This is a genomic window from Thermoanaerobacterium calidifontis (genome assembly GCF_055381745.1).
The window spans coordinates 2324868-2348380 of sequence record NZ_AP042436.1 but is presented as its reverse complement, the minus strand read 5'-3'; the positions used below and the strand labels follow the sequence as shown (position 1 = coordinate 2348380).

Below are 23513 nucleotides of genomic sequence, written 5' to 3'. Positions count from 1 at the left end.
ATTGAAAAGCAAAGGTGAATGATGTGAGAATATTTTACTACATTTTGACATCTGATATTCTTCCTATATTTTTGATAATATTTATAGGATATGTCCTTGGCAGCAAGTTTAAGTTAGACGTTAATTCTTTTAGCAAGATAAATTTTTACGTCTTTGTTCCGGGATTTATATTTGTAAATATTTATACTACTAAGATACCATTGGACATGATGAAAGTGTTGGTATTTGCCATATCTATGCTTCTGGCAAATGTGGCAATCGGCAGCATCATAGCTAAGTTTAGAAACTATGACAAAGGCTATAAAAATGCCTTTAGGAATTCCATCATGTTTTACAATTCCGGCAATATAGGGCTGTCGCTTATAACACTTGTGTTTACTACGGGACCGTATTTGATACATGGAAAGACTCCTTACGCCAACATGGCGATTACCGCACAGATAATGGTGCTTTTGATACAAAACATATTTACAAACAGCATAGGATTTTTTCTGGCCAGCAGTGCATCTATGGACTTTAAAGACAGCATGAAAAAGATATTTTCTATGCCAACAATTTACGCAATTCCAGCGGCCTTGCTTTTAAAACTGTTGCCTGTTGATTTGACAAAAATACCAATATGGCCTGCTGCTGAGTACATCAAAAATGCTTTTGTGCCTTTTGCACTTATATCTTTAGGCGCTCAACTTTCGTATACAAATATAAGCTTTAAAAACAAGGAAGTCTATTTATCAGCAGTCACAAGGCTATTGGGTGGCCCTATAATCGCATTTCTTTTAATAAAGATATTCGGTTTTTCTGGCGTTGTGGCACAGGCATTGATGATATCATCTTCTACTCCTTCCGCAGTAAACACTGCTTTAATTGCCGTAGAATTTGATAATTGCAAAGACTATGCGTCGCAGTTGGTCATGGTTTCAACACTGCTTAGCACTATCACTTTGACTTTGGTCATTTATGTGTCAAGGGTTATATTTCCAGTTTGAATTTAGCTAAAAGGATGTTAATAGATGATTATCAAGAAAGACATACTCAAACTTATTGGACCTATAATAACGGAGCAGACGTTTATAAGCTCTATGGGCATAATAAATACAATATTGGCCAGCAGACTTGGAAAAGAGGCAATTTCATCTATCGGGATGGCTGATTCTATAAATAACATTTTAATAGGATTCTTTTCGGCTCTTGCAGTTGGTGGAACTGTCGTTGTAGCACAGTATGTGGGGCAGAAAAATCAAAAGGCGGCAAATGAAGCCAGCAAACAGATAATGTATTCAGGTGAGCTTATAACCATATTTATTACGATTCTCATATGGATTTTAAGGCATCCTATAGTGCTTTTGCTTTTTGGCAAAGCAGAAAAAATCGTATTTGACAATACTATATTGTATTTAAGCATAAGCCTTGTAACATACCCATTTATAACAGCTCAGTTGGTAGCATTTGGGGTATTAAGAGGTGCTGGCGACACAAAGACACCTATGTATATAAACGTGTTTATAAATGTCTTAAACGTCATATTAAGTTACGCATTCATATATGGCATAAAGATGATTAATCTCAAAGGCTTAGGTGTGGAAGGTGCTGCAATAGGCATAGGATTGTCCAGACTCATTGGTGCTATAGTAGCATTGTACATCTTGATTAAGGGTACAAGTGTTGTGAAGCTTTACGATTTGCGCCATTACAAACCTGACATGAAAATGCTTAGATCTATCTTTAACATAGGACTTCCTGCCGGCCTTGAGTCGCTTCTATTTAGCGGTGGCAAATTGATAACGCAAGTATTTGTTGTGCTTTTTGGCACTGCATCAATTGCAGCAAATTCCATAGGTTTTTCTGTGCAACAGATATTCAATATTCCCGGCAACGCTTTAAGCATAGCTTCTACTATAGTCGTAGGACAGGATATGGGCAGTGGCGATCCTGTAGCCGCAAAAAAGTCCCTTTACTACATGACGTGGCTTGCCAGTATATGTATGGGTATACTTGGTGCAGTGTCGTTTCCTTTTGCAAGATTTCTTGTATCTATATACACCACAAATCAGGACGTCATAGATATCGCTGTGAAAGTCGTTAGACTTAATTTAGCTTGTATGGTTTTATGGTCATTGTCATTTGTGCTGCCTGCAGGCTTAAAAGGTGCAGGAGATGCCAAGTACACATTGATGACATCTATAATAGGCATGTGGGCTTTTAGGATAGTTTTAGGATATGTACTTGGAGTAGTGATGAAATTTGGACTTGTAGGAGTATGGATAGGCATGTTTACAGACTGGGCAGTAAGAGGGACTCTTTACCTTATAAGGCTTAGGGGTACCAAGTGGCAAAAAGCAATTGTGTAGAGGTGCATTTCATGAATTTAGGAATAAGAGCGCATGATCTAATAGGATTATCTTTGGAAAGACTGCCTGAAGAGGTTTCGAAATTGGGACTTTCTTCGGTTCAATTGGCTTTAAATAAATCATTTCCAGAACTTAACATTAAAAATGGAAGTCTGACACCAGGCTTGGCTAACTATATATGCAGCCATTTCAGAAGTCATAACATTCAAATTGCAGTGTTGGGCTGCTATGTAAACATCATTCATCCAGATTTAAGCGAAAGGAGGTTGTTATTGGAGCTTTTTAAAGAACATTTAAGGTATGCAAGGGATTTTGGTTGCAGCATTGTTGCTACAGAGACAGGCAATGTGCATGAGAAGATGGGATACACGACTGATAATTTCACAGAAGATGCTTACAATGAAGTGGTGAAAAGCGTATCTGAATTAGTTGAGGAAGCTGAAAAATTTGGAGTCATAGTGGGCATAGAGCCAGGTGTCAACCATCCCATATACTCTCCCAAAGTCATGAGGAGGCTTATAGATGATGTAAAGTCCAGCAATTTGCAAGTCATATTTGACCCGGCCAACCTTTTGACTGAGGAAAATTACAAAAGCCAAAAGATTATTTTTGAAGAGGCCTTTAGATTGTTTGGAGATAGGATTGTAGCAGTACATGCGAAAGATTTTTCGATGAATGAAGGAAAGTTTGAATTTGTGCCTGTAGGTGAGGGACTGCTGGATTACGAAACAATATTCAAGTTTTTAAAGTACGCAAAACCGTATATAAACATCTTGATGGAAAACACAAAAGGCACATTTATAAAAAGTGGGATTTCGTATCTTAAGGGTAAATACGAAATCGTAGTCCAATAATACCACAAAAACCACATAAAAATTTTTGGATTTTAAGGAGGAATTGTTGGTTTTACGTCGAATATATGTTAATATAGAGTTAGAAAAAGTTATTCGTTCTTTTTGATAATAAATGATGAGTTTAAGATAGATGATAATTTGTATAGGATGGTGTCATATGCTGGCTTCCACGAGAAGAAATAAGATAAAAGAAATACTCATGAAGGAAAAATCTGTAAAAGTATCAGAGCTTTGTGAGATGTTTCAAGTGTCAGATGAGACCATAAGACGGGACTTAGATGAGCTTGAAAAAGAAGGGCTTATAGAGAGAAACTACGGCGGTGGCGTGCTAAAGAAAAACATCGTTGTTCCTCCACTCTTATTCAGGATGGAAGAAAACATCGAAGAAAAAGAGAAGATAGCCAATAAAGCAATAGATGCGATTAAAGAGGGAATGAGCATTTTTCTTGATGCAGGGTCTACTACTTATCAGTTAGCACGGTATATTAACTACAAAGGCTTAAAGAATATCACGATCATAACCAATGGACTTAACATAGCTGCCGAACTTGCAAGAAACACAAATATAACTTTACACGTGACAGGCGGAAATCTTAAAAACGTCAATTATTCTTTAATAGGTCCAGATGCTGTAGAGTACGTAAAAAAGTACAATGCTGACATTGCCTTCCTCGCAGCAGCGGGAGTGTCGTTAGAAAAGGGATTTACCACGTCTGATATCTTTGAGGCAGAAGTCAAAAGGTCTATGATTGGATCTTCAAGAACATCGATTGTCGTCGTCGACAGCAGTAAATTTGGCAAAGATGCTATGGTGTCATTTTGCAATATAGGTGATGTTGATAGGGTTATAACGTCAGGAGTGCAAAACATGGATGTGATAGATGATTTGAAAAATCATGTTGTAATAGATTTGGCTAATTAGCATGTTTTTCGATTTGAAAGGAGAGATGAGAAATGGTTGGAAATGTATCATCCGTGCTTAAAGAAAGCGGGTTTCAGATATATCCAGATTCTTTAAGGAAGCTTGGTGAAAACACATATATATTTGTAGTGAAAAAGCAAAAGGAAAAAATGATCGGCATACTGTCTAATGACGAGTTGAAGCTTAAAGAACCATACTTTTCAGAGAATAAGAAAATAAGCGACAGCCTCCAATTTAATGTTTATCCTTTTACCTTCGATAACTATGTGACATTAAACGGCAGGTTTCACATAGGGCCTACTATATGCAGGGAAAATGCCTCATTTGGCACAGGTGACAGGCTTGGGATGGTAACAGCAGCACAGCTTGATGCTTTAAAAAAATTCAATGTATTCCCTATTTTGGCGCAGCAATCCCCAAGAGAGCTTGTAAAGACAAACAGGAACTTTAAAGATGTGCTTTTAAAAGTAGTGTTAGGTGTCTTGGAGACAGGATATATAGGCCATTATGGGGCTGATGCAGACCATATAAAGGATGAGAAGTACCTTTTAGAAGGCATAGATGCTGGTTACACCATGTACACGCTGGACTTAAGTGAACAGCTTTTTGATGTAAGCGGTGCAACGTCATCAGAAATCAAAGAAAAGGCAGAAACATTGTCAGATGTAAGCAGAAAGATTGTGGAAGATTTTTCAGGCAAATCTCTAAATGTGGGTTTTGGTGGTCATTTAGTCTCAGAAGACGAGCTTTTAAAGTCTGCTGTAGCCTATGAGACTGCAATGAAGTTTGTGGAGAAAGTAAATGACATCTTAAAAGAAAAACTTAACGACTTTGACCTTGAAATCTCCATCGATGAAGGCGGAAAAGTGACGACTTTGGAGGATCACCTTTTTGTAGCAGAGTATCTCCATCGGAATGGCATCGACTTTTTTAGCATTGCACCTAAATTTCCTGGTGAATTTGAAAAGGCCATTGACTACGTAGGAGACGTAAATGAATTTGAAAGAGAGCTTAAAAAACATTACGATCTTACTAAGTTAATAGGCGGTTATAAGCTTAGCTTACATTCAGGCAGCGATAAATTTAGCATTTACAAGATTTTTAGCAAGACAACTGAGAAGAATTTTCACATAAAGACGTCTGGCACAAGTTGGCTACAGGCTGTAAATCTCATTTACAAATCTGACAAGGAGTTCTACAGAGAACTTTACAAGATAGCTTTATCAAATCTGGAAGAAAGCAAAAAATCGTACAAGGTTTTGATTAAAAAGGATGACTTTAAAGATGAACCTGAGCTTGATAATCCAGAATTTATGATTAGACCAGAGATAAAGCAGCTTTTTCACATATCCTTTGGTGTTTTGCTTGACTTAAAGGGGAAAGAGATTAAAGACATGCTTTACGATTATGAAGAAGAACATTATAAAATGGTTTCTGATAACATAGAAAACCATTTGAAAGAAATATTCTATGAAAAATAAATCTTAGGAGGAGAAAAAAATGGGTGTGAAAATAGCGATTGTAAATTCCAGCAGTTTTGGCAGGAACTTTCCTGAGCATTTGGAGAAGTTAAAAAAATTTGGGGAAGTTGACAGATTCCAATTCCCTTACGACATGCACGGCAAAGAACTGGCAGAGAAGCTTATGGGATATTCTATCATTGTAGCCAGCGTCAAGCCTTACTACGATAAAGAGTTTTTTGAGCACAAGGATGAGACGCTGCTTATTACAAGGCATGGCATTGGGTATGATAATATCGATATAAAAAGTGCTCAAGAGAAAGGTACGTACGTCACAAAAGTCGATGGGTATGTTGAAAGAGAAGCTGTAGCAGAGTCGGCTGTGACGCTTTTATTGGATGTGGTCAGGAAAGTAAGAGGAGCATCCCTTAAAGTAAAAGATGGCAAGTGGAGTGAAAGAGCTAGCTTCATGGGCGCAGAGCTAAGGGACAAAGTTATAGGCATAATAGGTATTGGCAATATAGGCAGCAGAGTTTGTGAAATACTCAGGTATGGGTTTAATGCAAAAGTTATAGCTTACGACCCGTACGTGCCATCTGGTTTGATACGTGAAAGAGGTGCTGAACCTGTAGAGACATTAGAAGAACTTTTAAAAGCAGCAGACATGATATCCTTAAATGCATCTCTTAATAAAGGCAATTACCACATGCTATCATTTAAGCAATTTTCTATGATGAAAGACGGTGTCTACATTGTAGATACAGCCAGAGGGGAGCTTATAGACAACGAGGCTTTGATGAAAGCTCTCGACGATGGAAAAGTGGCAGGTGTTGGATTAGACGTTGTAGAAAACGAGCCTATAGACGAGAATCATCCACTTTTGAAATATGAGAATGTGGTGATAACGCCTCACATATCTGCTTACACAAGAGAATGCTTAAAAGGCATGGGCGACAAAGTTGTATCAGACATAGAGAAAGTATTGAATGGTCAAGAGCCTGACGGAGTGATAAAATTATAGTCGTGGAGGATTAATATGGATAGGGGATTAGCTCTTTGTATAGATATAGGCACCACAAATCTTAAAGCAGGTGTCGTAGACAAGGAAGGAAATGTGCTAAACCTTTATAGGTGTGAGATACCACTTTTTAAAGGCGACGACGGGAAAGCGGAACACGATCCTGAAGTCTTGTTTTCTACTTTTGTAAAAGCGGCTAAAGAAGCGTCGAAAGGTTATGAGGATGCGATTTCTCTTGTCATACCGTCTACGTACATGTTTGGCCTTGTACCTGTCGATGAGAATTTAGAGCCATTGACAGGCATAATGACGCTTCTTGATACAAGGTCGAAAGAAACTTACGAAGAATTGCTAAACGATATTGACGTAAATGAGATGTACAAGAGGACTGGATTTGCTCCTACGTTCCATGCGCCGCTTTTTAAGATATATTGGCTTAAGAGAAAGAGAAGAGATATTTTTGAAAAATCAAAATACTTTTTAAGCTCAAAAGACTACATCATATCAAAGCTTTTAAATAAGCCGTATACAGAACCTAGCATATCATCTGCCACAGGAATGATGAATATAAATACCCTTAAATGGGATAGCTACTCACTTGGTGCCTTAGGCATAGACGAGGATAGGCTTCCTGAGATTGTGCCTTCAGATGTGATTTTAGCTGACCTTCCCGACAAATCGAAAGAGCTTTTAGGATTGAATGGGGATGTAAAGCTGCTGCCTGGCGTGTACGATGGTGGCGCTGTAGGAATAGGCATTGGAGCATTTGACGATGGAGTTGGCGCAATAAACATAGGCACAACAGGAATGTTTAGAGTTGCGTATCCAGAAGCCGTTTTAGATAAAGAAGATTTAATGAGGCTTCAAACTTACTACCTTTCATCAGGAAAGTGGTTTGTAGGAGCGGCCATCAACAATGCAGGCATAATTTTAAGGTGGCTTAGAGACAATATCTTTAACATGAGTTATGACGAATTGACAAAGGAAGCATTAAGTGCTGATACGTCCAATCTGTTTTTCCTGCCTTATATCACAGGAGAGAGGGACAAAGAAATTGGCAACATAGCTTCTGGCGTCTATTTTGGATTGAAAAACAGTCACACAAAAGGGCATTTGATAAAGGCAGGTTTAGAAGGCGTTGCATATTCATTGAGAATGCTTTTTGAGGCAGTAAAAGACAATAATATAAATATAAAAGAGATAAGAGCTGGAGGTGGTGGCACAAACTCTGAGCTTTGGATGGAAATTTTCTCATCTGTATTGGGACTGCCTATAAAGGTATCAAATGTGGAAGAACCTGAGCTTTTAGGCTCGGCTTTGTTGGGATTTTGTGCATTAGGAGTCTATAAAGATGTATTAGAGGCAACTTACAAGATGGTGAAGATTAAGAAAGTGTTCATGCCTCAAGAGGAAAAGGTACAGCAGTATGAAAAGGGATTTCAATTCTTTAAGCTTATGACAAGAGAGCTTAAAAACTTGTTTGAAGTTCACAACAAACTATAAAAATTGGAGGTAAGAGAAATGAACAATATAGGATTGATAGGCCTTGCAGTAATGGGACAGAATTTAGCTTTAAACATAGCCAGAAAAGGTTACAGCCTTTCTGGTTACAACAGATCACATGAGACGACTGAAAAATTCGTTAAAGAAAAAGTAAAGGATGAGAAAATCTATCCGTACTACGACATAAAGTCATTCGTTGAGTCTTTGGAAAAGCCCAGGAAGATAATACTCATGGTGAAGGCGGGAAAGCCAGTAGATGACGTGATTCATGAGCTTTTGCCATACCTTGATGAAGGAGACCTCATAATAGACGGCGGTAATTCGTACTTTAAAGATACTGACAGAAGGATAAAAGAGCTAAAGGACAAAGGAATACATTACTTAGGCATGGGTGTATCTGGCGGAGAATTTGGCGCATTAAATGGACCGTCACTTATGCCTGGCGGAACAAAAGAAGCTTATGAAATGGTAAAGGAGTTGCTTCTTAAGATAGCAGCAAAGACTGATTCTGGAGAATGCTGCACATATGTTGGCAATGATTCTGCAGGGCACTTTGTAAAGATGGTGCACAATGGAATAGAATACGCTATAATGCAGTCAATATCAGAAGTGTACGACGTAATGAGAAAAGTCTTAAAGCTTACCAGTGAAGAAATCGGAGATATTTTCGAGAAGTGGAATAACGGAGAGCTTAATTCATTCTTGATGGAAATATCTTATAAGATAATGAAGCACAAAGACGACAAGACAGGTAAGCCTTTGGTAGAGCTCATACTTGATGAAGCAGAGCAAAAGGGAACAGGCAAGTGGACCGCAGAGACGTCTCTTGATTTAGGCATTCCTACGCCATCTTTAAATCTTGCTGTTGTCGGCAGAACTCTTTCCTTCTTTAAAGATGACAGGGTAAGGCTTTCGAAAATGGTCAATAGAAACTATCCTGAAAATGCCTTAAATAAAGACGAAGTCGTAGAAGATTTGAAAAATGCGCTGTTGTTCTCAGTATTTTCATCATTTTCGCAAGGCATGTGGCTTATATCAGAGGCGTCAAAAGTCTATGGTTATGGCATAGATTTAAAAGAAGTTTTGAGAATCTGGAAAGGTGGTTGCATCATAAGGGCAAGGCTTCTGGACTTTTTGATGGAGATAATCTCAGAAGATAATGATAACTTGCTTCTTAACCCGAAATCTGTGAAATTCTTAGAAGAAAAAATAGATGCAGTTAAGAAGGTGACAAAACTTGCTAAAGATAATTACATCCCTATGCTTACAGTAAATGCTTCTCTTGACTATTTCTACAGCATGTCAGAGGAAAACCTTCCTGCTAATTTGATACAAGGGCAGAGGGATTTCTTTGGTGCACATACTTACAAGAGGATTGACATGGATGGAATATTCCACACCGAGTGGCAGCAGGATTAAATATGAGGGGGATTAATTTATGAAATTAAGAAGGGCTGAGCTAAAAGATAGAAAAAAATGGGAAGATGCAGGCATAAAGCTTCCAAAGTTTGACGTAGAAAAGATGATCGATGTTACAGCGAAAAGGCCTACATGGATTCACTTTGGTGCAGGCAACATATTCAGAGGGTTTATAGCAATGCTTATGCAAACCCTCTTGAACAAAGATCTTATAGACACAGGAATAATTGCAGTTGAATCTTACGATTTTGAAGTCTCTGAGAAAATATATAAGCCTTACGACAATTTGGGATTGAGAGTCATCATGAATGCCGATGGCACACTGGAAAAAGAAGTCGTAGGAAGCATTGCCGATATTGTAATGGCAGATCCATCAAACGAAGCTCAATGGGTTAAATTAAACGACATCTTCAAAAATCAATCATTGCAGATAGTAAGCATGACAATAACAGAGAAAGGCTATAATCTTAAAGATTTCTCAGGCAATTTTATAAAAGAAGTCACAGAAGACATTGAGGCAGGTCCTGAAAGGCCGAAAAATGTAGTGTCAAAGCTTACATCTCTGGTTTATTCAAGGTACAAAGCAGGTGGGCATCCATTGGCACTTGTAAGCCTTGATAACTTTTCTGGAAATGGCGAAAGACTTAAAAGTGCAGTGATGACTATAGCAGAGGAATGGTCGAAGAAAGGTTATGTGGAAGATGGATTTATTAAATACTTAAACGATCCATCGAAGGTTTCTTTCCCGCTTAGTATGATTGATAAAATCGTTCCAAGGCCACATGAGATAGTCAAGAAATCTCTTGAAGACAGTGGCTTAGAGGATATGGACATAATAACAACTTCGAAAAATACCGTAATTGCGCCTTTTGTTAATGCGGAAAGAGCTCAATACCTTGTCATAGAAGACAAATTTCCAAATGGGCGAATGAAATTAGAAGAAGCTGGGGTCATCTTAACTGATAAAGAAACCGTAGAAAAAGTCGAAAGGATGAAAGTCACCACATGCCTAAATCCGCTTCACACAGCATTGGCTATATACGGATGCCTTTTGAATTACAAGACGATTGCTGATGAGATGAAAGATAGTTGCTTAAAAAAGCTTGTTGAAAAAGTGGGATATGTGGAAGGCATGCCTGTTGTCATAAATCCTAAAGTGCTTGACCCAGAAGAATTCATAAAAGAAGTAATCGAAGTAAGGCTGCCAAATCCGTACATGCCTGATACACCTCAGAGAATTGCCACAGACACATCGCAAAAGATGGGTATAAGATTTGGAGAGACGATAAAATCATACATGCAAAGAAGCGATCTTGATGTAAAAAGCTTAAAGTATATACCGTTAGTCATAGCAGGATGGTGCAGGTATTTGATGAGTATTGACGATAACGGCAATGAAATGGCACTAAGTCCAGATCCACTTTTAAATGATTTGAAATCCCATGTGTCAAATATAAAGCTTGGGGACGTAGAATCAGTTAAGGACAACCTAAGACCGATTTTATCAAACAAGCAAATATTTGGACTCGATTTATACGAAGCAGGATTAGGCGAGATGGTAGAAAGCTACTTTAAAGAGCTTATATCTGATACTGGCGCAGTGAGAAATACCCTTAAAAAATACCTTGAATGCTAAAATAAGATGGATAGTGCAGAGGACGATTTCTTCTGCACTTTTTATTTGAGGAAAAATAAATTATAATAAAAGAAAAAATGATTAGATACATCATTTGAAAAAGGGTGGACTGGTTTGGTTAACATAAGAGATGTAGCAAAATACTGTGGAGTCTCAGCCATGACTGTATCGAGAGCATTGAATAACAGCGGTCAAATATCAAAAGAAACGAAAGAAAGAATATTGAAAGCTTGTGAAGAATTAGGATACAGGCCTAATTTTGCTGCCAGAAGCCTCGTCACAAAGAAAACCAACATGATAGGGCTCATTATACCTGATATAACAAATCAATATTATTCACAGGTAAGCAAAGGCGTCAGCTCATATCTAAGCCTTCATGGTTATGGGCTTTTGCTTTGCAATAGCGACAGAAAAAAAGAAGAGGAAAAAAGGTATCTCGACTTTTTGGCAGGAGGCAGAGTTGACGGCATAATTATTTTCCCTGTAAAGCCAAAGAAAGAAGATTATGAAAAAATTTTAAAGGAAGTACCGCTTGTTATGGCAGATAATTACGTGGATGGGCTTAATGCGAACTTTGTCGGCAATGATAACTATCATGGAGCATCAGAGATAATACGGCACATGGTAAAACAAGGATTCAAGAAGATTGGGGTTATACTTGGACCAACAAGCTCCAGTGCTTCAAATGAAAGGTTGAGAGCATACAAAGATGTGCTGGCGGAAAATAACATGGAATATCAGAGCGATATTATCTTAGAAAGTGACGCTACTTTTGATGATGGATTTAACTTGGCAAAAGTTCTAATTGAAAAAGGCGTTGACAGCATATTTGCGATAAATGATACCGTTGCTTTAGGAGTCATAAAATATTGCTATTTAAACAATATTAAAATACCAGATGATATAGGTATTGCAGGGTATGACAATATTCAGCAATCGTCTATGTTGCCTGTTCCATTGACTACGGTGGATCAAAATGGAAGTCGAATGGGTAAAGTAGTTGCAGAAACAATGTTGAATCTATTAACAGGTGGCGCGACAATTTCGAAGAAAATAATTCTCAAACCACAGCTTGTGGTAAGAAAATCTTTAAGGGAAAGTTGATAGTGTCATTGACTATTTCCAAAATAAAGAGTATACTTTATTTAGATGTTACGTTAACGGTAACAGAAAAATCAGGAGGGATTTTTATGGAGATAAGGTATGCAACTCATTATGAAGACGTTAAGCACTATGATACATCTGAATTGAGAAGACATTTTTTAATTGAGAATCTATTCGAGACAGGTAAGATTAATATGATCTACAGCCATGTAGATAGGATAATTGTGGCAGGCGTTGTACCGATAAATGAGGTGCTTCGCCTTGAGACAAGCAAAGAATTAGGGACAGATTATTTTTTGGAAAGGAGAGAGATGGGCATAATTAATATAGGCGGAACGGGCATCGTGAATTTAGATGGCAAAAAGTATGAGCTGAAAAATAGCGATGGCCTGTATGTAGGCATGGGGGTAAAGGAAGTAAGCTTTGAAAGCGTAGATGCTTCAAAGCCTGCAAAGTTTTACATCAATAGCGCTACAGCCCATAAGAGTTATCCTACAGTTAAAATAGGCTTAAACGATGCAAATAAAGTAAAAGCAGGCACTGATGAGGAGTGCAATAAGAGAACTATAAATCAGTACATCCACCCTGCGGTATGCCAAAGCTGTCAATTAGTCATGGGCATGACTATATTAGAACCTGGTAGTATATGGAATACAATGCCGTGCCATACCCATGACAGAAGGATGGAAGTCTATCTTTATTTCAATATAGACGAAGATAATGTTGTATTTCACTTTATGGGCACGCCAAATGAGACAAGGCATATTGTCGTCAAAAATGAGCAAGCGGTCATATCACCCAGCTGGTCGATTCACTCAGGCGTAGGTACAAAGAATTACACATTTATATGGGGAATGGTAGGCGAGAATCAGACATTCACTGATATGGATACTATACCTACAAAAGATCTAAGATAAGGAAGGGGTTAATTATGTTTAGCATTAATGACTTTTCAATGGACTTTTTCAGATTGGACGGAAAAGTAGCAATCGTGACAGGTGGGAATACAGGATTAGGACAAGGATATGCGGTGGCATTGGCAAAAGCCGGAGCTGATTTATTCATAGTTACTCATAATAATCGCTTTGATGAAACGAGAGAGCTTATCGAAAAAGAAGGGAAAAAGGTAGAATTCTTTCAGACGGATTTATCGATTAGAGAGAATATAAATGCAGTTGTAGATAAATGTCTTGAGGTTTATGGCAAGATAGACATACTTGTAAACAATGCAGGTACAATAAAAAGATCTCCTCTGCTTGAATACAAAGATGAAGATTGGAAGGCTGTTTTAGACATCAATCTAAATGCAGTGTATTATTTAAGCCATGAAGTGGCTAAGGTAATGGTTAAACAAGGTGGAGGGAAAATCATAAACATAGCTTCAATGCTTTCGTTTCAAGGCGGAAAATTTGTGCCGGCGTATACAGCATCAAAGCATGGCGTCGTGGGAATTACAAGGGCTTTTGCAAATGAATTGGCGGATAAAAACATACAGGTAAATGCAATAGCCCCAGGATATATTGAAACCAACAATACTGCTCCAATAAGAGCTGATGAAAGCAGAAATGCCGAGATACTTTCAAGGATACCTGCAGGAAGATGGGGTCATCCGTTTGATGTGATGGGAGCTTTAGTATTTTTGGCAAGTAAAGCTTCAGACTATGTAAACGGACACGTATTGGCTGTCGATGGCGGCTGGCTTGTAAGGTGATAGGAAAATGGCATGGCAAAGTGCCGTTCTTTTTTTAATACGCTTTATAAAAATTTTTAATTAACAATAAGTTTGCGTCATATGTATACAAATCACAGGTGTCTCCAGATGTAGAACCTGTATTGGAACCTGTGACATTTTGGGCTAGAGGTGAAAGAAGTATCGGTGGTGTTATACCGCTTGTTATATTTACTAATTGCGATTATATTGAGTTGCAATATGGCAGTAAGACAAAAATAGATAAAATATTTCCGAAAAAAGACGAATATAAAGGTATACCATATCCACCAGTGATAATAGATTATTCAATTATAAAGCCTGAAGAAGTAGGTTCTTGGGGCATGAAATGGGAAGACTTATATTTAAGAGGATTTTATAAAAATAATGTGGTTATCGAAAAAAAATACTCAACCGAACCTGTCCCAACTGAATTGTGTGTTATGCCAGATGATTTTTTGCTTGATGCTTCTCAAAAAGATGCAACTAGAATTGTAGTAAAAATACTTGATCAGTACGGAAATCTTTTGCCATTTATTAATGAAGTAATTAAAATAGAAATAGAAGGACCTGCGAAGCTTCAGGGGCCAAATGAAGTAGCACTTATAGGTGGGGCAATAGCATTTTGGGTTGAAACTATAAATGAATCGGGTGTAATTAATATAAAAGTAAGGTCTAGGTCTTTAGGAGAAAAAAATGTAATGGTAAAAGTCGAATAAGAAGGTGGGTTAAGTGAAAATATACTATAATGAAACAGAAAGAGAATTTCATCTACAGAACGATTATATAAGCTATATAATAAAGATAATGAAAAATAATCAGCTTGGACATTTATATTTTGGGAAGCGATTAAATCATAGAGAATCTTTTGGGCATCTTATGAATGTATTGCCAAGAGCATATACCGCGTATGTTTTTAAAGACGATTTTAAGTTTTCTTTAGATTTGTTAAGACAAGAATATCCATCTTATGGAACGACTGATTTTCGAGAGCCTGCATATCAAGTAAAGCAGGAAAATGGGAGTATAATAACGAATTTTGAGTATCAAAATCATAAAATATACAACGGAAAGCCAGAACTTGATGGGCTTCCCTCAACTTACAGTGAAAATGATTCTGAAGCACTAACACTGGAGATATGGCTAAAAGATAGTCTAATTAATATGGATCTAATATTAATATATACAATTTTTGAAGAGTATGCAGTAATAACAAGAAGTGCTAAATTTACAAACAATGGAAAACAGAAGTTAAAATTGATGAGAGCAATGAGCATGAGCATTGATTTGCCAGATGCTGATTACGATATGCTTCATTTATCAGGCGCATGGGCACGAGAGAGATACATTAAACATCGCAAACTTCAACCGGGAATACAATCAGTATCCAGCATAAGAGGTGCAAGCAGCGCTCAGCAGAATCCCTTTATAGCTTTAAAACGTCCTTGGACTACTGAAGATGAAGGAGAAGTATTTGGATTTAACTTAATATATAGTGGAAATTTCCTTGCACAGGTAGAAGTTGACTATGATAACGTGACACGCGTTATTATGGGTATACATCCTTTTAATTTTGGCTGGGTTTTAGATTCTGGCGAAAGCTTCCAGACACCTGAAGCCGTTATGGTTTATTCTGATAAAGGATTAAATGGCATGAGTCAAATTTTTCATAAACTTTATAGAAATAGACTAGTAAGAGGGAAATTTAGGGATGGAATTCGACCAATACTTATTAATAATTGGGAAGCTACTTATTTCGATTTTAATGAAGAAAAAATATTGGAACTTGCAAAAGCAGCAAACGAATTAGGAATAGAACTTTTTGTATTAGATGATGGATGGTTTGGAAATAGAAATGATGATTCTTCTTCACTTGGAGACTGGTTTGAAAATAAAAAAAAGCTTCCAAATGGTATTAAAGGCTTAGCGGATAAGATAACGGCAATGGGGCTGAAGTTTGGACTTTGGATTGAGCCAGAAATGGTTAATGAAGATAGTAATCTTTTTAAACAACATCCGGATTGGATAATCAAAGTGCCTGGAAGAAAAGTCTCTCACGGTAGAAATCAGTATGTCCTTGATTTTTCAAGAAATGAAGTCGTAAATTACATATATGAGATGATATCAAAAATATTGCGGGAAGCACCTATTTCTTATGTAAAATGGGATATGAATAGAAATATTACAGAACCATATTCTGTTGTGCTTCCTCCAGAAAGGCAAGGAGAAGTATTTCATAGATATATATTAGGAGTATATTCTCTTTATGAAAGGTTGACATCTGAATTTCCAGATGTATTGTTTGAATCTTGTGCTGGTGGTGGAGGTAGATTTGATCCAGGAATGCTTTATTATGCACCTCAGGCATGGGCAAGTGACAATACAGATGCAATTGAGCGATTAAAAATACAGTATGGTACTTCTATTTGCTATCCAATAAATTCTATTGGTTCACATGTTTCGGATGTACCTAATCATCAAGTAGGTCGAATTACTCCAATAGAAACAAGAGCTAATGTGGCTTATTTTGGTACATTTGGTTATGAACTTGATTTGAATAAACTAACGGATAAAGAGAAAGAAAAGATAAGACAACAAGTAAAATTTTTCAAAAAGTATAGAGAATTAATTCACAAAGGAATTTTTTATCGAATAAATAGTCCTTTTGAAGGTGATGGAAATATAACATCATGGATGGTTGTTTCTGAGGATCTTAAAGAAGCAATTATAGGATATTATCAAGTATTAGCACAACCAAATCAAGGTTTAAAAAAATTGCGTCTTAAGGGACTTAATACAAAGTATTTGTATAGAATTGTAGGTAGTTCAGAATGTTATTATGGTGATGAATTGATGTATTCTGGATTACCTTTAGATAATTTTTATCTTGAAATATTTAATAGAGATAAAGGTGATAGTGCAGATTTTAGATCAAAGATTTATGTGATAAAAGCTGAATAACAATAATAAAAATTTTTATTTTAAAACTTCCTTTCCAGTCATATTTTTTTCTTTTTTTACAAACAATATTGATTGGGGAGGCGCATATTATGAATGGAAGAACTACGAGTTGGGTTGTTACTGGCGTTGGAGCGGCTGTAACGGCTGCGGGACTTATGACAGGTGGAATGCTGGGTGCTGGAATTACTGGCTTTGGATTGGCTCACGTAGTATTAGGAGTTTTAGACATGTTTAGGCCGACAGTGCAAAGATAGCACAATATCTCCTCAGTTTTTTTGCTGAGGAGATTGTTTTTATTGCGATAAAATTTCGAATGCGAATATTGTCCAAAAATTTAAAAAATGATTGACAAATCAATTTTATTGCTGTATAATGATAAAAAAGTAAAAGATTTTTCGATGATCAGGAATAGTAGCTTAAGCGACTAATACAAGCGAGTCAGGGATGGTGTGAGCCTGATTATTATAGCTTTAGCGAATGGGCCTGTGAGATGCGAGGTGAACTGTAGTAGCCGAGCCGGTAAACACCGTTATATGTGATGCACATGTTGGTGTGCTTAGAGATAAGACATATTGTCTTAAGAAGGGTGGCACCGTGGAAGCGTAGCCTTTCGCCCCTACATTTGGGGTGGAAGGCTTTTTAATTTGCATTTTTTTAAGGAGGGAGGTGAAGAGTGTGGATACAAGAAAGACATTGAGGGAGTTTGTACTTTGCGCACTGCTTATGGCTATTGGTGTAGTACTGCATTTTATCACACCTGCTTTCATGTTAAATATGAGGCCAGATTTTATGCTTTCAATGCTTTTCATATCACTGATGATCGTTGACGATCTAAAAATCAATTATGTAACAGCGATCATCGCAGGAATATTGACGGCATTGACAGGATCTATGCCTGGAGGTCAGATTGCAAATCCAATCGATAAACTTGTCACAGCAACAATCATAATTTTGATGCTTAAAGTGTTGAGAAATAGAGTAAATGAAGGAATTATCGCTGGAGTAGTTGGTATCATAGGGACAATCATTTCAGGTTCCGTTTTTTTAGGAGTTGTTTCACTTGTAGCAGGGCTTCCAGGACCATTTTATCTATTGATGTTGACGGTTGTAATACCTACAGCAGTAGTAAATACTATAGTTACTGTCATTGGATACTACATCATAAAGAAAGTCTCCAAGTCCACACTTGCTATAAATAAATAGCACTTTGACACATATTAATCCTCGAAAGAGGATTTTTTGTTTTTTGTAGAATAAAATATTGTGTGACATTGACTTAATATGTGACTATTGAAAAATTTCAATCCCTGTTGTAATATTTAGGGGTAGGGGGCAAGAAATAATTATGAAAACGTTGCATAGCATCTTTAATTTCTTTAAGAAAAATATAATATTGATATTGATAACGCTAATTGCAGTATTAAGCATTTTTTTATATAAATTTCAGCAGATCGAGGAACCTGTTTTAGCAGGTAAACCATTATATCACTTTTATTTAGTAGCACAAAATTCGGTGGATCCGTTTTGGAAGGAAGTGCAAAAAGGTGCGGAAGATGCTGCAAAATACTATAACGTCGCTGTCGAATTTAATGCTCCAAAGTTTAATAATATTAACGAAGAATTGGAGTTTCTCGATATAGCAGTTTTATCAAAAGTAGATGGTATTATAACACATGTTTCATATGATGGGGACTTCAATACGCTGATAGATGAAGCTTATGCAAACAATATACCTGTTGTTACAATTGAAAATGATTTAAAAGACAGCAAAAGGAAGTCTTTTGTAGGTGCCAACAGCTTTATTTTGGGAGAAGAAGCTGGAAAGCTTATGAAACAGTCTACAGGAGGCAAAGCCAATATAGCTGTTATCATGAGCAATGATGTAGGAAATGATACAACAAGCCAGAACTTAAAACTGAATGGATTCTTAAGCATTATAAACAGTGTACCGGGTATGAAAGTTTCAAAGGTATATACGTCACAGTTAGGTGCTTTAAGTGCAGAAGAAATAACTCAATCCATCATAAATAGCAACGATGGTATAAATGCTTTGTACATTACAGATTCTGTGGATACAATTGGTGCCGCACAAGTGGTGGTGGATTTCAGCAAGGTAGGTGAAGTATCTATAGTTGGATATGGAGATACGCCTGATATATTAAGGTACGTTGACAAAGGCATAATTTATGGTACAGTGGTGAGCGATCCATATAAGATGGGTTATGAAAGCATTAAAGCCATGATTGAGATCAAAAAAAATAACGATGTTTCTACTTTTATAGACACAGGCGTAAATATAATAACTAAAAACAATGTAAAAGAGTATGAGGATAAGATAAAACAAAAAGATTAGTAGGTGTTATGGTGAATAAGAGTTTATTTCAGTTTAAAGGTATAAGAAGAAAAATATTTGCACATCTTTTGATAACTACACTTATTATGGGGATTACAAGCATATACTCTTATTATAATGCGAAAATTGTAATAGACAGGTTAAAGTCTATTTTTACTGATTATGTCTACTTAAACAGCCTTAACAACGACATAAATTCTCTGGAAACAGAAGTTGAAAAGTATCTTTCTACAAAATCTTCCGATTCGCTTCTAAATTATTACACCATTAGCAACAAGCTAAACAATAGTGCTGAAGACATGATAAGCATAGCAACATATGATAATGACAGCCTCATGCAAAAGGACATTGGCAATATGATAATAAGCCTTCTATCTGAGACAGATAAAGCTGTAAATGCCAAGAGAGGCAGAATAAGTAGCGAATATATAGAGTATTTCACAAGAGCAAATAAAATAAATGATTATATAAAATTGTACATCAATAATTTAATGTACAATAAACTTCAAGAAGGTACGATAAAGTACAACAAAATATCTAAGAATATGGTTTTTATAAGCTTTTTAAATATTTTTCTGATAGTTATATCTGTGGTTTTAAATATCGTGTTAGCGATTATATACACATATAGGATAACAAAGCCGATTTCAGAGTTATCTGACACAGCAATGAGGATTTCAAAAGGAGATTTTGACATAGATCCAATTAAAATAAAGACAGACGATGAAGTTAATATCTTGGCTGATGCTTTTAACAATATGGTTACTAACATTAAAAATTATATAGATGAGATAAAAATGCAGGCTAAAGTAGAAAAGCGTCTTAAAGAACAAGAGATGCAGAACCTTAAGATGAAAAATATCTTGAGAGAATCGGAGTTGAAGGCACTTCAGTCCCAGATAAATCCACATTTTTTATTTAATACTTTAAATGCCGCATCACAAATCGCTATGATGGAGGGCGCAGAAAAATCATCTGAATTTATAGAAAAGGTGGCGGATCTTTTTAGGTACAATCTTAGAAAACTTGATAAACCAGTTACGCTGAAAGAAGAAATAGACAATGTGTTTAATTACATGTACATTCTAAAGACAAGATTTGGCGATAAGGTGGAATTTCAGGCGGACATAGATGAGAAACTTTTAGATGTAAAGGTGCCTTGTACAATTGTTCAGCCTGTTGTTGAAAATGCATTCATTCATGGTATAGAAGACATGGATGGAGATGGCCATATAAAGATAGAGATTAAAAGAGTAGGAGAAAGTATTCATATTGATGTCATAGATGACGGTATGGGAATGCCTAAGGAAAGTATTGAGAAGATTCTGGCTGCGGATGATCCTGACAATGATGAGAATAAGCATGTCACAGGCATTGGAATGCACAATGTGATAAACCGCTTAAGGCTATACTACAATAAGCCCAATATAAGTGATGTCATAGAGATAGAAAGCCGCATAGGATATGGAACAAGGGTGACTTTAAAGATTCCTGATGGAAGGGGTAGTGCAGCATGATAAAAATACTTATAGCAGATGATGAGCAGATAGTGGTGGATTCTGTAAAATTTATCATTGATAATAACTGTGAAGATGTGGAAGTTGTAGGTTTTGCAAAATCGGGAAGAGAAGCCATAGAAAAAGCTCACATGTTAAAGCCTGATGTTGTATTCATGGACATAAGAATGCCTGGCATAGATGGCATAGAGGCAATTAAGAGAATTAAGGAAAGCCACAATGATATAGAGTTTGTCATAATCACAGCTTATGATTACTTCAACTATGCAAAAGAAGCAATAAACCTAGATGTGGTAGACTACCTTTTAAAACCGCTAAATAAAAATAAGGTCATAGATACCGTCAAAAAAGTTAAAAGATTGATAGAAAAAAAGCGCGAAGATATGGCAAAAGAATTGGAAATGAAGGAAAAAATGACAGCGATACTGCCTTATATTGAAAATGAAATGATATATTCCTTATCATCGTCTAATTTTAAGCAGGAAGATATTGATTTTTATGGAAATATATTTAATATTAAATTAGATATGGGTTTTGCCGTAGTCGTCTTGCTTGATAAAGATAGCACAGATTCGGATATCTTTATGGGAAATGTTAAAGTGCACGAAAATCTGATGTACCTTAAAGAATATATAAAAAGTTTAAAAGATTGCCTTGCAACTATTTTGCTTGACAGGATAATAGTCTATGTTCCTACAGTAGCTTATGATGATCTATATATAATTAAAAATGATTCAATTAGCTTTTGTGAAATGATTTTAAAAGAAACGAGAAACCTTGAGATAGGAGTCAGAATAGGCATAGGCAGACCATATGAGACAGCTTATTTTTCGAAGTCATATGATGAAGCTTTATTCGCCATAAAGACAGGTTCTGACGCTATAACACATTTCGACGACATTAAGCTATCTGAAGCAAAAGAACTTGGTTTAAATTATGATACGGCTGAGCTTGTAGAAAATATCATATCCAATAGCATTGACGGAGCTTTAATTAATGTCAACAGCATTTTTCAAAAATTGCAACATAACTATGAAGGTAGTGTAGAACAGATTAAATCGAAGGTCTTTAGCCTTCTTATTGAAGTTATGACTAAAATCAACACGTACTGTGATGTTACGTCAGTATTAGAAGAAATTTTGATTATCGATATTTTAAAGACTGACGAAATAGATAGCCTAAAAGATATGTTTTCAAAATTTATATCAAACGTTATAACGAAATTGCACAGAAATAGGGAGAAATACTACACGGGACTTATTGCGAAGGCTATTGATTATATAAATAAAAATTACCATAAAGAGGTAAAACTTTATGATGTGGCCCAGATGCTAAGCATAAGCTATCACTATTTCAGCAAGATGTTTAAAGAAGAGACAAAGTGCAATTTTGTTGATTACATCACTCGAGTAAGAATAGAAAAGGCGAAAGAGTTTTTGCAGGACGAAACCATAAGTGTAAAGGAGGTTTGCTTTAAGGTAGGATACAATGATCCTAACTATTTTAGCAGGATATTTAGAAAGGAGACAGGCATGACTCCTACGGATTACAAAAATAGAGTATCAAAAGGAGGTGTTGCGTTTGAAAATTAAACTAAGAGATGTGATATTAGTGCTGCTTACGTTGATATTGCTAGTTCTTCTGGTGTTATTAGGGAACAGGATTTACAAATATTATGAAGCTAGCAAATATGTTGACGATACAAGTGATAAAAATGCGATAAAGATAGGATTTTCCCTTGGTACTTTAAAAGAAGAAAGATGGGTAAAGGATCGGGATATATTCATGGCAAAAGCGAAAGAGTTGGGAGCAGAAGTTTTTGTGCAAAATGCAAACAATGATGACGAGGATCAGCTAAAGCAAGTGAAATATTTGTTGGACAAGAAGATTGACGTGCTTGTCATTGTTCCAAACGATCTTAAGAAAGCTTCTGCAGCGGTGGAGATGGCTAAAAAAGCAGGTGTTAAGGTTATTTCATACGACAGGCTTGTCTTAAATTCAAATGTAGATTTATATATTTCATTTGATAATGTAAAGGTCGGAAAGCTAATGGCAGAATATCTTATTAAAAGGTATCCAAAAGGCAATTATCTCATAATAAATGGTGCGACAAATGACAACAACACAAAGATGATTAAAGAAGGGTATGACAGCGTATTGCTTCCAAAGGTTAAAAGCGGAGACATACGCATATTAGGAGAGGAATGGTCTCCAAACTGGATGTCAGAATACGCATTTCAATCTACTGAAAAATATATACAGGAAAATTATAAGATAGATGCAATAATTGCAGGTGACGACGGATTGGCAAATGGCATAATTGAAGCATTGTCAGAACACAGGCTGGCAGGCAAGGTGGCTGTTGTGGCGCAAGATGCCGACCTTGCTGCATGTCAGAGAATAATAGAGGGTACTCAGCTTATGACTATATACAAGCCAATTGATAAACTTGCTGGAGATGCGGCGAAGTTGGCAGTGAAATTGGCAAAAGGGGAGAAATTAAACGTAAGCAATACGATTTACGATGGGAAGTACAATGTTCCATATTACAAGCTGGAGCCAATAGCGGTTGACAAGACTAACATAGACGATACTGTGATTAAAGATGGCTTTCATAGCCGCGACGATGTGTACAGATATACCAATTGATTTTTTTAAGGCTTAAAGCCTTTATTTTTTTGTCATAAAATAATCCAGATAAAATTTCAAA

General features: G+C 36.4%; 20 protein-coding genes and 1 other annotated feature. All 20 genes read left to right on the top strand.

Features of this window, described 5'->3' with window-relative positions; genetic code table 11:
• Window positions 1–14: 14 nt before the first annotated feature.
• Complete coding sequence (locus ACZ42G_RS12215; RefSeq protein ID WP_464850594.1) at window positions 15–986, top strand: AEC family transporter; 972 nt, start codon at window positions 15–17, stop codon at window positions 984–986.
• Window positions 987–1010: 24 nt separating this feature from the next.
• A complete protein-coding gene (locus ACZ42G_RS12210; protein WP_274893467.1) occupies window positions 1011–2348 on the top strand; it encodes an MATE family efflux transporter in 1338 nt (445 codons plus the stop codon).
• A complete protein-coding gene (locus tag ACZ42G_RS12205; protein ID WP_464850593.1) occupies window positions 2327–3202 on the top strand; it encodes a sugar phosphate isomerase/epimerase family protein in 876 nt (291 codons plus the stop codon). Before ACZ42G_RS12210 ends, ACZ42G_RS12205 begins: the two co-directional genes overlap by 22 nt.
• A 157-nt stretch (window positions 3203–3359) precedes the next feature.
• Complete coding sequence (locus tag ACZ42G_RS12200) at window positions 3360–4124, top strand: DeoR/GlpR family DNA-binding transcription regulator (RefSeq protein ID WP_274893465.1); 765 nt, start codon at window positions 3360–3362, stop codon at window positions 4122–4124.
• A gap of 32 nt (window positions 4125–4156) precedes the next feature.
• Window positions 4157–5605 carry a tagaturonate epimerase family protein gene (locus ACZ42G_RS12195; RefSeq protein ID WP_464850591.1) on the top strand — a complete coding sequence of 483 codons (1449 nt, stop codon included), beginning with the start codon at window positions 4157–4159 and terminating at the stop codon, window positions 5603–5605.
• Between the two features lie 19 nt (window positions 5606–5624).
• Window positions 5625–6605, top strand: coding sequence for a D-isomer specific 2-hydroxyacid dehydrogenase family protein (locus tag ACZ42G_RS12190; RefSeq protein ID WP_464850589.1), 981 nt, complete (start codon window positions 5625–5627; stop codon window positions 6603–6605).
• 15 nt (window positions 6606–6620) lie between these two features.
• A complete protein-coding gene (locus ACZ42G_RS12185; RefSeq protein WP_464850587.1) occupies window positions 6621–8105 on the top strand; it encodes a gluconokinase in 1485 nt (494 codons plus the stop codon).
• 18 nt (window positions 8106–8123) lie between these two features.
• Window positions 8124–9524 (top strand): NADP-dependent phosphogluconate dehydrogenase, encoded by a 1401-nt coding sequence (gene gndA / locus ACZ42G_RS12180; protein WP_464850586.1) that lies wholly within the window; start codon window positions 8124–8126, stop codon window positions 9522–9524.
• A gap of 19 nt (window positions 9525–9543) precedes the next feature.
• Window positions 9544–11160 (top strand): mannitol dehydrogenase family protein, encoded by a 1617-nt coding sequence (locus tag ACZ42G_RS12175; RefSeq protein ID WP_464850585.1) that lies wholly within the window; start codon window positions 9544–9546, stop codon window positions 11158–11160.
• A 114-nt stretch (window positions 11161–11274) separates the two neighbouring features.
• The gene (locus tag ACZ42G_RS12170) at window positions 11275–12264 is read left to right on the top strand and encodes a LacI family DNA-binding transcriptional regulator (protein WP_274893459.1); all 990 of its coding nucleotides are present in this window, start codon (window positions 11275–11277) and stop codon (window positions 12262–12264) included.
• Between the two features lie 86 nt (window positions 12265–12350).
• The gene (gene kduI / locus ACZ42G_RS12165) at window positions 12351–13181 is read left to right on the top strand and encodes a 5-dehydro-4-deoxy-D-glucuronate isomerase (RefSeq protein ID WP_274893458.1); all 831 of its coding nucleotides are present in this window, start codon (window positions 12351–12353) and stop codon (window positions 13179–13181) included.
• A gap of 14 nt (window positions 13182–13195) precedes the next feature.
• Entirely contained in the window at window positions 13196–13975 is a 780-nt protein-coding gene (gene kduD / locus ACZ42G_RS12160; protein WP_274893457.1) for a 2-dehydro-3-deoxy-D-gluconate 5-dehydrogenase KduD, read from the top strand.
• A gap of 98 nt (window positions 13976–14073) precedes the next feature.
• Complete coding sequence (locus tag ACZ42G_RS12155; protein ID WP_274893456.1) at window positions 14074–14691, top strand: hypothetical protein; 618 nt, start codon at window positions 14074–14076, stop codon at window positions 14689–14691.
• Window positions 14692–14704: 13 nt separating this feature from the next.
• Window positions 14705–16933 carry an alpha-galactosidase gene (locus tag ACZ42G_RS12150; protein ID WP_274893455.1) on the top strand — a complete coding sequence of 743 codons (2229 nt, stop codon included), beginning with the start codon at window positions 14705–14707 and terminating at the stop codon, window positions 16931–16933.
• 89 nt (window positions 16934–17022) lie between these two features.
• Window positions 17023–17187 carry a hypothetical protein gene (locus ACZ42G_RS12145; RefSeq protein ID WP_013788773.1) on the top strand — a complete coding sequence of 55 codons (165 nt, stop codon included), beginning with the start codon at window positions 17023–17025 and terminating at the stop codon, window positions 17185–17187.
• A gap of 135 nt (window positions 17188–17322) precedes the next feature.
• Window positions 17323–17554, top strand: a binding site (T-box leader).
• A gap of 54 nt (window positions 17555–17608) precedes the next feature.
• Window positions 17609–18136: a tryptophan transporter gene (locus ACZ42G_RS12140; RefSeq protein ID WP_085113134.1), complete on the top strand. Its 528-nt coding sequence runs from the start codon at window positions 17609–17611 to the stop codon at window positions 18134–18136.
• Between the two features lie 142 nt (window positions 18137–18278).
• Window positions 18279–19286, top strand: a complete 1008-nt coding sequence (locus ACZ42G_RS12135; RefSeq protein ID WP_274893453.1) for a substrate-binding domain-containing protein — start codon at window positions 18279–18281, stop codon at window positions 19284–19286.
• A gap of 11 nt (window positions 19287–19297) precedes the next feature.
• A complete protein-coding gene (locus tag ACZ42G_RS12130) occupies window positions 19298–20803 on the top strand; it encodes a sensor histidine kinase (RefSeq protein ID WP_274893452.1) in 1506 nt (501 codons plus the stop codon).
• Window positions 20800–22395, top strand: a complete 1596-nt coding sequence (locus tag ACZ42G_RS12125; RefSeq protein ID WP_274893451.1) for a response regulator — start codon at window positions 20800–20802, stop codon at window positions 22393–22395. Before ACZ42G_RS12130 ends, ACZ42G_RS12125 begins: the two co-directional genes overlap by 4 nt.
• The gene (locus ACZ42G_RS12120) at window positions 22385–23452 is read left to right on the top strand and encodes a sugar ABC transporter substrate-binding protein (RefSeq protein ID WP_284700596.1); all 1068 of its coding nucleotides are present in this window, start codon (window positions 22385–22387) and stop codon (window positions 23450–23452) included. Before ACZ42G_RS12125 ends, ACZ42G_RS12120 begins: the two co-directional genes overlap by 11 nt.
• Window positions 23453–23513 lie beyond the last annotated feature (61 nt).

Bases quoted from the DNA above. Each gene is read 5' to 3' on its own strand.
- ACZ42G_RS12210 (WP_274893467.1), top strand. From the start codon at position 1,011: ATGATTATCAAGAAAGACATACTCAAACTTATTGGACCTATAATAACG.
- ACZ42G_RS12200 (WP_274893465.1), top strand. From the start codon at position 3,360: ATGCTGGCTTCCACGAGAAGAAATAAGATAAAAGAAATACTCATGAAG.
- ACZ42G_RS12195 (WP_464850591.1), top strand. From the start codon at position 4,157: ATGGTTGGAAATGTATCATCCGTGCTTAAAGAAAGCGGGTTTCAGATA.
- ACZ42G_RS12190 (WP_464850589.1), top strand. From the start codon at position 5,625: ATGGGTGTGAAAATAGCGATTGTAAATTCCAGCAGTTTTGGCAGGAAC.
- ACZ42G_RS12185 (WP_464850587.1), top strand. From the start codon at position 6,621: ATGGATAGGGGATTAGCTCTTTGTATAGATATAGGCACCACAAATCTT.
- gndA (WP_464850586.1), top strand. From the start codon at position 8,124: ATGAACAATATAGGATTGATAGGCCTTGCAGTAATGGGACAGAATTTA.
- ACZ42G_RS12175 (WP_464850585.1), top strand. From the start codon at position 9,544: ATGAAATTAAGAAGGGCTGAGCTAAAAGATAGAAAAAAATGGGAAGAT.
- kduI (WP_274893458.1), top strand. From the start codon at position 12,351: ATGGAGATAAGGTATGCAACTCATTATGAAGACGTTAAGCACTATGAT.
- kduD (WP_274893457.1), top strand. From the start codon at position 13,196: ATGTTTAGCATTAATGACTTTTCAATGGACTTTTTCAGATTGGACGGA.
- ACZ42G_RS12145 (WP_013788773.1), top strand. From the start codon at position 17,023: ATGAATGGAAGAACTACGAGTTGGGTTGTTACTGGCGTTGGAGCGGCT.
- ACZ42G_RS12135 (WP_274893453.1), top strand. From the start codon at position 18,279: ATGAAAACGTTGCATAGCATCTTTAATTTCTTTAAGAAAAATATAATA.
- ACZ42G_RS12125 (WP_274893451.1), top strand. From the start codon at position 20,800: ATGATAAAAATACTTATAGCAGATGATGAGCAGATAGTGGTGGATTCT.